The following is a 14866-nucleotide window of genomic DNA, read 5'->3' as shown; positions in this document are numbered from 1 at the left end:
TCCCCTTTACATCTCTACCTTGTCTAACAACAAGTTGCACTGTAAGGTGTGCGCACCGAATTTTCATTGTTTCAAATTCATTTTTAAAATCAGCCCACTTTCACTACTTCCAACCACCTGTTCACAATCACCACAGGCTCCCTGAAGATCAAAAATAGTTACTTTTCTGATTTGTTGAACTTATTTTAATACTTTGTTTTTTCTTTGTCAAGACTTTTTTACGATTTTTTTGAAAGATGTGTGATTCGAATGTGATAATGTCTTTAGTAAATCGAACGTGAAAATGTCCCACTTGTTGGAAATTGGATCCAACTCAATAGAAACTGAATAGATGCTAAACAGAACTTACTTTAGAACACTCCATCTTTTCCATTAGGATTTTCAAGAATTAAACAATACTAGAAACTCTGTCTCCTAACAAGTTTAGTAGAAACTTCAACAGATGTGACACTTTCCCCCTTTATAATTGCTAATACCCCTTCAATCATTTCTTGAGCTAATTTAACATAATTAGGAGAAATTGTAGATAAAGCTGGAGTATAATATTGAGAAATTGGAATATTGTCAAATCCGATTATTGAAATATCATCAGGAATGGTAATTTCCTTCTCATAGCAAGAACGAATCAATCCCTGTACTTTTTCATCACCGGATACAAAAATCAAATCAGGATAATTTTGATTAGATAGATGTCTTGTAGCATATGAATAAACAGAATCTATTGTAGTTAGACCATATACTACTTTCAAATCCATTTCATAGTTATTATCATTTAAAAAAGCACGAACCCCTCTCTCTCGATCAATATTAACAAGGGATTCTCCTCCCATAAGTAACCACATACTATTAATGTTTTCTTTTGATACTAATTTCATCATGTCATAAGTGGCCTGAAAATTGTTGTTAGAAACATACACAACATTAGGTGTTCTAGATTCTCCAAAAACTATGAATGGCATTTTATTCTTTTGCAAGTAATTAATCCGAATATCTTCTTTACTTTCATAAAATACTATTACACCATCTATCAAGCTTCCTGTACTCGAGATTATTGAATTACTAATTGTATCTTCTTCACTAAAATATTCAACAATAGCGTTAACACCATACTCTTTACAAGTTTGTAAAACTTTATCTAATAAAGTTTGAAACCAAATTAAAGGAAAAGAGTCGATTTTTTTTACAGAAATCAATATATTTATAGCTTCTTTTTTAGTTAAATTTTTTGCATACGCATTTGGAATATACGACAATTCCTCTATAACTTTTTGAATCGCTTGATAAGTTTCTTCTTTAACATTTACTCCACCATTAATAACTCGTGAAACTGTTTTTGGAGAAAAACCTGATAAACGTGCAATATCATAAATAGTTACCTTTTTCCCATTTATATTTTTCATTTCAGTCCTCCATTACGAACATTCTAATATTACTATACAATATTTAATTTTTTTTAACAAGAGAATTTTGTAAATTATTTAAGATCCACAAATTCACAAAATTAATTTTACAAATATTCTTCCCCTTCAAAAAAGTTTAAATTGCAATTCACACCTTTATTTTTAAGAATGTTTCCAACTTCACGACAAATAAATTCATATGAGAAAAAACTACCATAAAATTGTAGATTAACTTTTTCAGTAAAAATTGTTGGATTTATAAAAATATATAATAGCCTGTCAATGTAACATTCTAACATAGACTTAATTTTTTCTTTAAAAATAACATTTGTTATCAACTCATCAGGAGGTAAATGAAAGGGAAACACCATTTCACAAATATCATAAAAAGAAATAAATTTGTATACTTGTATCAAACAATTATTATCAAAATATTCTATTTTACCTAAATCAAAATAGATTTTAAAATCTTTCATAAAAACCTCTGAGCAAAAATCTACTCAAAAATTAGATGATTAAAACATCTAAAAAACAAAAGGACAAAAACATCTGTCCCTTTGTTTACTAAATTTCAGCTAATTTCTTCGACATAAATAACACCTACAATATTAGCAATTTCTTCCATCAAACGAAGATGTTCAAATCTTCCTGATAGTTCTAGAGTAATAAATGATGCTATTTTTTTTTCTGGAACATCAAAATATTCAATTCTTTCTGAATTAACATCTCCAAATGCAGTTCTAGAATCAGTCATTCTAATGCCATTCTCAGCACAGTATACTAGTACCCGATTATATGCCTCTGTAGATCTAACAACGATATACAATTCGATTATCTTTGAACGACTTTGAAGATATTTTTTTAAAGGTTGGAACATAGTTATAACACTCCAAACAGAAATTGCTCCTAGTACGGCTCCTTCATAAAAACCAACACCTATAGCTAGACCGATTCCAGCTGAAGCCCATATTCCGGCTGCAGTTGTTAAACCAGTTATTTTCTTTTTATCTGTAATAAGTATTGTTCCAGCCCCAAGAAAACCAACACCTGATATAACTTGCGCACCTAAGCGTGTAGGATCTCCTGTACCAAATTTATAAGATACATACTCATTAGTCATCATAATTAAACATGCAGCCAGACAAACAATACTATGTGTACGAATACCTGCTGGTTGAGATTTACTTCCTCTCTCTAAACCAATTACTCCACCAATAACTAATGAAAGTACAATTCTTAATACAATTTCGATATATGATAGTCCTAAGCTTGTTGCCTGCATTATTATTTCCTTTTTCTACTAGCTGGTCTCTGAGTAAAGTATAATACAGAACCAGAAATTATCATTAATACAATAGTATAAACGAACACAAGTGCTTGAGCATTTGAAGTTGCTGTTTCATCACCTGCTGAACGAATAGTTATACCCAGCGGTTGAGCTAATGGATGGTAAAGAAATACAGATAAGTCGAAGTCAGTTAATAAAGAGTTAAAGTTTAAAGCAATAACAGAGAGAACAACCGGTAAAATAAATGGAATGATAACCTTCATCATAGTATAAAAAGGTGAAGCACCCATACTTCTTGCTGCATCTTCCATCTCATCATCAACACTAAATAAAATAGCACGTACCATTCTATAAGAAAATGGGATTTTTACAACTATATATGCAATAAGTAGAATTACCAAACTACCTACCAAAATCTGATTCAAGACAAGAAATTGTGGCTGATTAAAAGTAAATAATAAACTTACTGCTAAAAGTGTACTTGGTAGTAACCAAGGAAGTAGAGCACCATATTCAAATAAGAAATCAAAGCGAGCTTTATGTTTTCTGACAACTCGAGCAAATATAACTGCGAGAATTGTTGCTGTTGTCGCAGCGATAATAGAATAAATAAAGCTGACCAAGAATGGAGAGAATGCCGCACTATTACTAAAGAATAAGCGATAATTTTCTAAAGTAAAGTTTGATAATGTTAAGTTACCTGTTTGAATTGCAACTGGATCTGTAAATGAGTATAATACTATAAAAATTAGTGGAAGCATGAAAACTGTGAACAATCCATATGCTACAATGTGAGCAATGATATTCCAAGGCTTAGATGCAATTTTTTGTTTTTTAAGAGGCGCTTTAGTCTTAGAGATAGAAATATAATTTCCACCTTTTTCTATCTTATTCATGATAGTAAGCAAAATTGTAGTTGCAATACCTAAAATAATTGCAAGTAAGGCAGCTAAATCACGAGAATTCCCCATCCCTGCAAATGTAATAATCATTGGATTTATAGTTTGAAATCCTTTACCACCAACAATCATGGGTGCTGCTACTGCAGACAAACCACTAAGAAAAACCATAATAGTAAGTGCAAATAGAGTTGGAATTAAGGTTGGTAACACTACTTTTCGGAAAACAGTAAATGGTTTTGCTCCCATATTTCGTGCAGCCTCAATAGTGTGATAGTCAACGCTTCGAATTGTATTTGTTAAAAACAATGTATGATTAGCAGTTCCTGAAAATGTCATAATGAATAAGACTGCACCATACCCAATAAACCAGTTAGGGTCTAAAGAAGGGATAACATTTTGTAAAAATTTTGTTATCAATCCATAAGGACCATAGACAAATTTATATCCAGTCGCTAAAACCACTCCTCCATAAATTAAAGAGGTCATATAGCCTAATTTTAAAATTTTAGCACCTTTAATATCAAAGTACTCTGTAAATAGAACACAAAGAATACCTACGACATTAACTGTAATAATGAGTGAAAATGCTAACTTAAAACTGTTCATAATACTCTGAAGTGCCCTCTCAGATTTTAGAACACGATGTACAGCTTCAAGGGAAAATTCTCCTCCTTTTACAAATACATTCACTACTAGATCAAAGTTTGGATAAATAATAAATGTTACTAGGAACCAGATTAACCCTAAACGAATAAGCCAATCTTTTAAATTTAATTTATGACGCATACTGCACCTCCTTAAAATTGCAGAACGTCTGATGGTGTGATAAATAAGTCCACACTTTCTCCGACAGATCTAATAGCAGCCTGACTATCAATACTTGTTACATTAAGAATCTGACTTTCAGAAACTTTTATTGTATAGTGAATTGTAACTCCAGAAAACTCAACATCAATAATTGTCCCTTTTAGAATGAAATCTTGTTCAGTTTCACGATTGAATCGAACTTTCTCTAATCGAATGTATCCTTTTTTATCTTCTAAGAAAACGCTTGCATTTTTCAGTAATACTTCGTGGACTGTTTCATCGGTCAAAACATTAATATCGCCAATAAAATCACATACAAATTCAGTTTGAGAATTATGATAAATCTCTACAGGTGTACCGACCTGTTCGATGTATCCATTGTTAAAGACTGCAATTCTATCAGATAAAGTTAAGGCTTCCTCTTGGTCATGAGTAACATATAAAGTAGTAATACCTAACTCTTTTTGAAGTCTTTTCAACTCTTTTCTCAAATCTACACGTAATTTTGCGTCAAGGTTTGACAATGGTTCATCTAGACAAAGAATTTTAGGTTCAAGAACCAGAGCACGAGCCAATGCTACCCTTTGTTGTTGACCCCCAGATAATTCTGATACATTACGCTGTAACTGTTGATCAGAGATCTTAATTTTTGCTGCTACTGCTGATACTTTAGCTTTAATAACATCTGGAGCTACCTTCTTAACTTTTAAACCAAATGCAATATTATCAAAAACAGTCATAGTTGGAAATAGCGCATAAGATTGAAATACAATACCAATTCCACGCTTTTCAGGTTCCAAATGAGTGACATCTGTTCCATTAACTTCAATACTTCCTGATGATGGATCTAGAAAACCTACCAATGCTCTCAAAGTAGTTGATTTACCACATCCTGAAGGCCCAAGAAATGTAAAAAATTCCCCTTCATGTATATCTAAATTCAGATTATCAATTGCAACAAAATCACCATATTTAATTTGAATATTATCAAATTTAATCATCTCACTAACTCCCTCTATTACTAAACCAAAAGCCTCTCTTTATTTCTTCCATAAATTTAGAAATAATAGAGAGACTTGGACATAAAAATTAACTCTTATTTCTTATTGTACGTATTCTAATTCAGCTTTTTCTACCCATTCATCCAAATGCTTTCCAACAGCTTCCCAGTCAATATTTTGTGGTTTCACTTGATCAACAAATTTCTTAGTATCTTCTGGTAGATCTTTGAGGGCATCTTTATTTGCAGGAATAGATCCAAAGTTCTTACTATATTCTACTTGAATTTCTGATTGACCAAACCAATCAATAAATTCTTTAGCTAACGCTTGTTTTTTACTAGTGCTTAAAACCATAGTTTGTTCAGTTACAAATGGTACACCGATCTCAGGAGTCATAACTTTGAAAACAACATTTTGTTCTTTTTGTCCAACTAATGCACCAGAACCCCACATCATTCCATATTGTATTGGATCTTCTTTGTCTAACATCTTAACAATTGAACTTTCTCCCTTTTGAAGAGTGTATGCATTTTTCAAATATTCTTTTGCTACTTCCCAACCTTTTTCGGAAACACCTAATTCACCTTTATCATCAAGGTATCGAACTAAGATACTTGCTAGAATTGCACGTCCTGTACCACCTTGAAGACCAGAAATTGAATATTTACCTTTATACTTACTACCTAATTCTGTCCAATCTTTAGGCATTTCTTTTACATCAGGCGCCCCAATTAAAACTAATGGTTGAACAATCACAGGATTATAATAATTATCTTTATCTGATAAAGATTGATCAATTTTATCTAACCATTTAGGCTTGTACTGTACTAGTAATTTTTGATCTCTAATTTTATTTGAATCAACAGCACCAATTCCAAATACCATATCTGCAACTGCATTATTCTTCTCAGCAATAACACGGTCTGCTAATTGAGCGCCAGGGATATCAACCATTTTGATATTAAAACCAGCTTCTTTTGCTTTAGCAGTTAGCCAATCACCACGACCATTTGAGACTGAGTTCGAATAGATTACTAATTCTTGACTTTTATCAGCTTTTTCTTCAGATGAAGAAGCAGTCGTAGAATTTGAACCTCCAGAGCAAGCAGCAAGTGTAGTAAGAGCAACTCCCGTTGCAAGTACAGTAGACCAAACTTTCATTTTTTTCATGATAAGTTCTCCTTTTTTATTATTTTATTTAAATTTTTCGTGATATGGAACAAATTGTCTCATATCTTCAAATACAGTATAGTCAATACGATTTACAGTAATAGTTGGAATCTTCTCTAATAAAATTTCAGTTAATTCTGCTCTGACTTTAGTAAACTCTTCTTCCTCCTCTTCGGTTAAAGGAATTCGAAGATACCCAATTGAAATATGGAATTGATATCTATCATGATTAGGGAAACGAACACCTGCTTTTTCTGAGACATAAGTACGAATTTCTTCTAATCTCTTTGCAGAAGCTTCATCTGCAGGTTCAACTAATATGTTTTGTTTTCCCATTTCAGTTACACGCATATGAATTTCTTCATCCAACAATGGAAAAATTTCAAGTTGTTTAGCAAAGTAATCATGTATTTCCTGTAAAGGTGTATCTAGAGGAAGATTACTGCTCCAAAACTCCGTTTCACGATTTTCATGGCACAACAATTCAATTACAGTCATGTGAATAGAATTCCTTGGAGTTAAAGTAAACTTATCGATAAATGGTAATTCTCTATAACGTGATTGAATAATATCAACAACTTCCATCAAATCTTGTTTAGTATAAAGATTTGCTACAACTGTATTCCCAGGGAAATGATTAAATTCCCCATTCTCTTTGAACTTAATTTTTGTTAAGTTTTTCATATAAAGACCTTCTTTTTTATATTTGACATCGGTGTCATTATGTTTACATTATACAATGAAACCGTTTCCTTTGTCAAGCGCTTTCAAAAAATTTTTTAAAAAAATTTATCTTTCATTAAATATGAATTTCATTAAAAGGTTAAGTAATTTTTCCAAAATACAGCACTCATATAGACAGTATCATCAATTATAGCCATTAGGATTTTTTGATTGCCAATTCCATGTATCTCTACACATGTCTTCAATCGATTTTGTTGTCCTCCAATTTAATTCCTTATATGCTTTGTCTGCATTTGCATAACAAGTTGCAACGTCTCCTGAACGTCTTGGAACTATTTTATAAGGAATAGGGACCTTATTAACACTTTCAAATGTATTTACAAGTTGTAATACACTAGTGCCTTCTCCCGAGCCTAGGTTATAGATATAAACATCTGTTTTTTCAGATACTTTTTCTAAAGCTTTTATATGTCCTATTGCTAAATCTACTACATGGATATAATCACGCACACCAGTACCATCAAGCGTATCATAATCATTTCCGAACACACTTAGCTCTGACAGCTTACCTACCGCTACTTGTGCAATATAAGGCATCAAGTTGTTAGGAATTCCTGAGGGATCTTCCCCAATCAAACCAGACTCATGAGCACCAATTGGATTGAAATAACGAAGCAACGCAATACTCCATTCTGAATCTGCCACATGAACATCTTTTAAAATTTGTTCAAGCATCACTTTCGTATACCCATAAGGATTTGTCGCACTTGTTTCCATCGTCTCAATTAGGGGTGACTGATTGTTAATTCCATATACAGTCGCACTTGAAGAAAAGACAATCTTTTTAACATTAAATTCTGACATCACTTCAACAAGTGCTAATGTACTCATAATATTATTTTTGTAGTACATCACAGGCTTTTGCACGGATTCTCCGACAGCTTTATAACCTGCAAAATGAATTGCAGCATCAATCGATTCTTTTTCAAATACCTTTCTCAATGCTTGTTTATCACAAACATCTAATTCGTAAAACACGGGACGTATTCCTGTAATTGCTTCAATACGGTCTAGCACCAAGATGCTAGAGTTCGAAAGGTTGTCGACAATGATGACTTCCTTTCCTAAATTTAGTAATTCTACTACGGTATGGCTACCAATATAACCAGCTCCGCCTGTTACCAATATTGCCATTTGGGTTTCCTCCTAATTAATTCCAACCGATTTAACAAATCTCATAAATGCTTCTTGTCCGGTTTGAGTATTCTTATAAACACCTGCATCTTCGAGAACTCTCGCAAATACTTGCCCTACTTCATGTTGAACTACGCTATGAACCTCTTCCTCTTTAAGTCCAGGATAATTTTCTTTCAATTGAACGGCCCATTCTAAATGATAATCAGCAATTGCGTTATCTTTTCCTAAAAGATATTTCTCAACTTCTTCTAACTCTGTTTTCAAACGAGGTGGTAAAATCGCAAGTCCCATCACTTCGATTAACCCAATATTTTCCTTTTTAATATGTTGTACATCTTGATGAGGATGGAAAACACCATCTGGGTATTGTTCAGTAGTATGATTATCTCTTAGAACAATATCTAATTCATATCTTCCGTCCACTTTACGAGCAATAGGAGTCACCGTATGGTGTGGGACATCTGCAGTCATTGCAATGATGTCTACTTCTAAATCTGAATATTCTCTCCACTTATTTAGAATTTTAGTAGCTAAATCTAACAAGCGATTTTTATTTTCACTTTGTAACCTAATTACTGACATTGGCCATTTTACAATACCAGCATTAACATCCTCAAAGTCTTTAAAACGAAATTCACTCTCAAATTTTGCTTTTTCCATTGGGAAAATATATTTCCCTCCCTGGTAGTGGTTATGACTAAGAATGGAGCCTCCTGAGATAGGAAGATCAGAATTTGAACCAGCAAAATATCCTGGCAAAATATCAACAATCTCCAATAATTGTTCAAATGTTTTAGAGGTAATAGCCATTGGTACATGTTGACTATTTAAAAATATCGCATGCTCATTAAAATATGAGTAGGGAGAATACTGGAATCCCCATACTTCGTCACCAAGTTTCAACCGAATAATTCTATGATTCGAACGTGCTGGATAATTTATTCGCCCCTGATATCCTTCATTTTCCATACATAGTAAACATTTGGGATAATTAGTTGCTTTTACTAATTTTTCAGCAGCAATTGTTTTTGGATCTTTTTCGGGTTTTGACAAATTTATCGTAATCTCTAGCTCTCCGTATTTAGTTGATGATCGAAACTCAATATTCTTAGCAATAGCAGAAGTTTTAATATAATCACTATCTTTACTTAACTTATAAAACTCTTCAACTGCTTCTTGAGGTGATATATCATATGAACTCCAAAAAATATCATTTAATCGACTAGGTAAAGGAACTATGAAATTCATTAACTCTGCTCCTAAACATTCCTTTTCCTCGATTAAATCTTTAATTTTACCGTTTTTTAAGGCGATTTCCACTAAGTAATCTTTTATTTGTTTCAGGTCATTTTCATCGGAAATGCGATCAGTTCCCTCCTCACCTATTAACGCTAGTACTCTATTTTTCACATATATTTTGTCAATTTCATTATACATTCCGTATTCAATTACTCTATCAACAAAATTATCAATAATTGTTTTCATATATTTTTCTTTCTAATTTATGTTCCCATATTTTCTATACATTATCCATTTATAAATTGATTGCGTAGTATGAGCAATTTTATCAAGGTGATGAATAATATCTAAAGCACCAATTACTTCAGAAACATTCCCATCATCTTCAAATATGTAATTCATTATTTTATTTTCAATATTTGTACTAAGCTCTTCTATCTCATTCTGTTTTTGTATAACAACCATATCTAAACATCCAGATTGTTCCTCTCTATAACAAGATATAGCCCTATTCATATGCAGTCCGATAACTTCATGAAGTATTTTTATTTCTGAAATAATTTTCTTCAAAATTTCATTATTTTGAATAATCTGTAGATTTTTTAAAATTTCAACAATTCTATCCCCAATACGTTCAATGTCAGTTGATATTTTTATTACACTAATAATTCTTCTTAAGTCATATGAAACGGGATGTTGTAAACAAATTAACTCATATCCTTTTTTATCAACATTTAGAACTGACTCATTTATGATTAAATCTTCTTTAATCAATTCTATTCGTTCTTCATTTGATAAATATTCAAATAACTTCTCATATTTATCAAGCACAGATACCCAAATGGTCTCTAAATTATTTGATAATTCTATAATTTCATTTTCTAAATATAACCTTAACATTTAGGTACCTCTTCTTAACAAAGTTCAATAGTAACAATTAATATTTTAAACAATATATCAAACATCAATAACTACAATACTTGCATCATCTTTCTTTCCATAGATTGGATCAATAGCAGAAGAATTAAATCTCATCTTAATTAACTCTTCAAAAGTTTTATTTTGATTATTTTGATAGAATTCATAAAAGCCATCGCTCATTAAAACAATTTGTTCACTAGTAACATCTATTTGATTAATAATAGCATGGTCTAAAAATCTCTCATCCAACGAACCTATCCAGTACCCACTCGGTTGATTAGATAATTTTCTGATTTTTTGTAAAATAATTTTTTTATTTAAAACACTATTTGTACCAATTGAGTCTTTTATCTCATTTTTCCCTTTTTCAAATAAGTTATCTACTCTATGATCAGTTATTTCCATTTCGTTTACTAACATGACGCAGTCACCTAGCATCATATACTCCAACTTTTTTTCTGAAAGTTTAGCAAATATAAAAGCAAATGTTGGTAAGCGATAATACTCTGTTAATTCATATGAGTTTAAACCGATTTCATCTTTAACCTCTAGTAAAGCAGTTTCAAATATTTGTTTAAGAGTTTTTGATTCTTTACAATTAACCGACAAACTTTCTGATAAAATATGTACAACTTCTGAGACTGAATAACCTATCTCCTCTTTAGAATTATATAAATCTGTAGCTCCATCAATAATCCAAAAATACTGATTTTGTGAACCTACAGCATCCTCATTTTCTACGGAACTTCCTTGTATCGAACAAATTTTATTTATCTTTACCATAATACTTCAACCCTTTTAGTGTCAAAAGTAAACCAATTCCTGTCACTGTTAAGAATAGTTCCATAATCTTGTTCGAACCAGTCTTTGGTAATTTTTGTTTTACCTCTACTATTTCTTTAGATTTATTAATATGATTTTCAGTTTCTCTGCCATCTCCAACTTTTTTATGGTTCACTTCTTCTATCTTATTATCTTGTTTATTGTCGATCTTGTCATTAATTTGTCTATTATCTTTACTTGAGTTAAACTCTCCTTTCTTCTGGTTACTATCAATTACATTATTTGAATTAGATTGTTTTTCATGCACATATGAACTTGTTTTAAATTTTTCCTCTTTGTTTTTTTCTTTTTCGTTTTTATCACTTAAGTTATTTGTTACAATTTTGTAAAGCCCATTCTCCGTTACAATATTGAAATTACCATCGCTATCACGTATAACTGGTTCTTTCCCATTTGCATTAGATTTGATGAATGATATATACTTACCGGATAAATTATAAAATTGGTTATTTAAAACGGTTATTTTACCCTTTGAATCCTCAATAACAATTCCTTCTTTACCGCCGAATATACTATTCTCTGAGACTACTAAATTATCACTAACTCGTAATAATTCAATATTTGGTTGTTCTGTTTCCTTAGAATTATTATTAATTACATTTTTTGTTACAGTAATATCTGATACTTTTCCTAAATATTCTGCACTATCTTTTGCTACTCTAATAGCCTTTGTTTTAGGATCAGAAATATAAAATGTATTTTCAGTAATAACGACTTTCTTATTTAAATCAAGTTCATCTTTTACATTTTTATAACTAAAAGCATTTATTAAGGCTGCACCATTTTCTCTATAATGTACACTTTCTCCTTTTACTTTCTTATCAAATCTATTTCCTTTAATTAAAATATCAGTGAATCCTGTAAAACGTACACCAGAATACATCATGTTATCAAAATGATTATTTAAAATTTTAATATTAGAGGGGTTCTGTGTCGACAATGTTTGATAGTGTGTACCAATTGCTGTTACTAATTCTCCAGATTTATCACTTTTACCAAAATATGAATTTTGAATAGTAACATTTTCAGATTTTTTCCCATCATCATTCAAAGCATAAGGAAAACCTTTTCTAGTCAATGGTTCAATCTGAATACTCTCCTTACTTATAATTTGCCCATCTTTCATAGTTTTAGGTAAAGCTTGACCAAGAAAACGAGAATTATCGACTAATACATTTTTCGAACCTGCAATTTGAATAGCATGCCCTTGATAACTATCCTTGAATGTTACGTTTTTTATAGTTACGTTATTTGAATTCCCAATAGCAAATGCACCTGAAGAATTTATAAGTGGTAGATTTTTTGCTTTAGTTCCTTCTTCATTCAAAGCACCGTTCATATCAATAGTACCACCAGAATAACTAATATCTTCTGTTGGGCCCCATTCTACTTGCGCACCATCATCCGTAAATAAACCTGTCATAAAAACAATAGAAGGGTGATTCTTAATATTTATACCATTTAGAATTGTAGCTTTCTCATTCAATTCTAAGTGTGTATGACTTTTTAAAAAAACAATTTCTTTTACTAAATAAGTTCCTTCAGGAAAATATACATTTCCTCCGCCTAGTCCTTTAGCTGCAGCATCTATTGTATCTTGAATTGCTTGACGATCATCATTAACCCCGTCACCTATTGCTCCATAATCTTTAACATTCAAAGCTACGTGTTCGTTCAGATTAGTACTTAAAATAGTATTCACTTCCATCCCAGAGATGTTACCAATCATAGTATCATTTGTTATATCAGGTTTATTTTGATTAATACTCACTCCTCCATTATTATCAGTACTTAAACTTGAATTGTTATCAAGACTGAGAGTATCAGAATGGGGTTCCGCAGATAATGATGTAGATGTGCTACTCAACAAAGAGTTCATTTGCATATTATCTTTAGACGAAGAAGTTTCACCAACTACTTCATTAGCTAAAACACTTTGTGTTCCAATAAATAAAACCGCTAAGAGAACTGAGCAAACTCCCACCTTAGACTTACGAATAGAGAAAACCTCATTTTGTTGAAAAGATTTCATATTAGCCTCCAATTAAAAATATTATGTCCTAATTTAATATTCATATAAATTCCATACCAGAAAATGACACCGCTGTCATTTTCTTTATAATATATTTTTAAATCAAAATTGTCAAGGAATAACACAATAAAATATCAAAATTGTGAAAGCGTGACCATTTATATATCTAACCATACTTCTAATAATTCTTTAACCTTCCATTCAAAAGTGATTACTATCTTTCTTAGCTTGAACATAAAAATATCCTATTCACTGTATTTAAAGCATGTTGATATCTCGTAAAATACTAATTTATAAATACAAGAACAAATATCTTGTCATGCAAGCATTCACCAGGTATATTTACATGAATATCGTTCATATAGCGGATTGAAATCAAAACAATACAATATATTTCTTAAATAGATTTTCTATAAAAGCTAGATTCAAGCTCTATAAAAATAGACGCAGTTCTTCTAAAATACTGGAATAGGACATATAGATCATTGTAGACACGTGTTTTATAGATTATTTCAAAAGAATGACTAGAACATGAAAAATAGTCTCAAAACTTTGAACAATATTCTGAAAACAAAAAAGAAAGACGCGAGTTTCCACAACCTCATTCGTGGAAACTCGCGTCTTTCAAAAAATAGGGTGAATTGAAAACTAGAACAAGACACTACATTTTCTAAATGATGCCTAATAAAAATTCTAAATGCTACACCAAATTGCTCACATCTCATTTCAAACCATACAGTATATTGAAACTATAAGAGTACACCTTTGCTTCTAAAATATTGCTAGAAATTAATTTGACTATCCTGATTAATTTGTCCTGTTTTTATTTCATTTTACTATAGGACTTTCAATTGAAAACAACAGTTTTACACTCAATTAGACTTTTTAGAAACAGAATCACTATTACTTGACTGTAGTTTGTCATTTTTTTGATGAAGTTAGCACTTTTTCAGAAACTGTTTTGAAAGTCTCAATGATATAGTCCACTTCTTCATCGCTTAATTTAGTGTGAAGAGGGAGCGTAATTTCATTTTCAAAGAAGGCATAGGCCTTAGGATAATTCGCCATATCAAAGCCAAGATTCTTATAAGCTGTCAAGAGCGGAAGTGGTTTGTAGTGGACATTACTTGCAATTCCTGCTTTGGCCAATTCTTGGATGATGAGGTTGCGCTCTTCTAAACTTGCTCCTTCTACATGGGTGATGTAGAGGTGGCGTGAAGATTCGACACTATCAGTCTTGTGTGCCAATGGATGGATACGAGAGCCTGCAAAACCGCGATCATAGCGGTCCACAATCTCCTTACGACGTTCTAGCAAACCAGAGTAACGGTCCAATTGTACCAAACCAAGGGAAGCCATGATATCGGTCATATTGCACTTGT

General features: G+C 31.6%; 13 protein-coding genes. All 13 read right to left on the bottom strand.

The genetic code is table 11. The annotated features are described in order from the left end of the window. Positions 1-398: 398 nt before the first annotated feature. Positions 399-1400, bottom strand: a complete 1002-nt coding sequence (locus tag RYK07_RS07325) for a LacI family DNA-binding transcriptional regulator (RefSeq protein ID WP_049488253.1) — start codon at positions 1398-1400, stop codon at positions 399-401. A 107-nt stretch (positions 1401-1507) separates the two neighbouring features. Continuing rightward, positions 1508-1876, bottom strand: a complete 369-nt coding sequence (locus tag RYK07_RS07320; RefSeq protein WP_023943875.1) for a hypothetical protein — start codon at positions 1874-1876, stop codon at positions 1508-1510. Between the two features lie 95 nt (positions 1877-1971). Then, on the bottom strand, positions 1972-2682 hold the full coding sequence (locus RYK07_RS07315; protein ID WP_001149045.1) for an MgtC/SapB family protein: 711 nt from the start codon (positions 2680-2682) through the stop codon (positions 1972-1974). A gap of 2 nt (positions 2683-2684) precedes the next feature. After that, on the bottom strand, positions 2685-4376 hold the full coding sequence (locus RYK07_RS07310) for an iron ABC transporter permease (protein ID WP_023943877.1): 1692 nt from the start codon (positions 4374-4376) through the stop codon (positions 2685-2687). Positions 4377-4387: 11 nt separating this feature from the next. Continuing rightward, on the bottom strand, positions 4388-5398 hold the full coding sequence (locus RYK07_RS07305; RefSeq protein ID WP_000589137.1) for an ABC transporter ATP-binding protein: 1011 nt from the start codon (positions 5396-5398) through the stop codon (positions 4388-4390). A gap of 102 nt (positions 5399-5500) precedes the next feature. Next, positions 5501-6568 (bottom strand): extracellular solute-binding protein, encoded by a 1068-nt coding sequence (locus RYK07_RS07300; protein WP_000738377.1) that lies wholly within the window; start codon positions 6566-6568, stop codon positions 5501-5503. Positions 6569-6592: 24 nt separating this feature from the next. Then, on the bottom strand, positions 6593-7252 hold the full coding sequence (locus RYK07_RS07295; RefSeq protein WP_000793811.1) for a DUF1868 domain-containing protein: 660 nt from the start codon (positions 7250-7252) through the stop codon (positions 6593-6595). A 183-nt stretch (positions 7253-7435) separates the two neighbouring features. Next, positions 7436-8446, bottom strand: coding sequence for a UDP-glucose 4-epimerase GalE (gene galE, locus RYK07_RS07290; RefSeq protein WP_061743800.1), 1011 nt, complete (start codon positions 8444-8446; stop codon positions 7436-7438). Positions 8447-8458: 12 nt separating this feature from the next. Continuing rightward, positions 8459-9934, bottom strand: coding sequence for a UDP-glucose--hexose-1-phosphate uridylyltransferase (gene galT, locus RYK07_RS07285; protein WP_314853183.1), 1476 nt, complete (start codon positions 9932-9934; stop codon positions 8459-8461). Positions 9935-9946: 12 nt separating this feature from the next. After that, a complete protein-coding gene (locus RYK07_RS07280) occupies positions 9947-10588 on the bottom strand; it encodes a phosphate uptake regulator PhoU (RefSeq protein ID WP_000945328.1) in 642 nt (213 codons plus the stop codon). Positions 10589-10645: 57 nt separating this feature from the next. After that, on the bottom strand, positions 10646-11392 hold the full coding sequence (locus RYK07_RS07275; protein WP_000239018.1) for a protein phosphatase 2C domain-containing protein: 747 nt from the start codon (positions 11390-11392) through the stop codon (positions 10646-10648). Then, the gene (locus tag RYK07_RS07270; protein ID WP_000834743.1) at positions 11376-13484 is read right to left on the bottom strand and encodes a glycosyl hydrolase family 28-related protein; all 2109 of its coding nucleotides are present in this window, start codon (positions 13482-13484) and stop codon (positions 11376-11378) included. The genes RYK07_RS07275 and RYK07_RS07270 overlap by 17 nt, the downstream gene beginning before the upstream one ends. A 921-nt stretch (positions 13485-14405) precedes the next feature. Next, positions 14406-14866 (bottom strand): DegT/DnrJ/EryC1/StrS family aminotransferase (locus RYK07_RS07265; protein ID WP_314853182.1); only part of this gene is annotated, 461 nt, incomplete at its 5' end.

Source organism: uncultured Granulicatella sp., assembly GCF_963528315.1.
Taxonomy (GTDB): Bacteria; Bacillota; Bacilli; order Lactobacillales; family Aerococcaceae; genus Granulicatella.
Note: the sequence above shows the minus strand (reverse complement) of the source record. Positions and strands in the feature narration are given on the sequence as shown.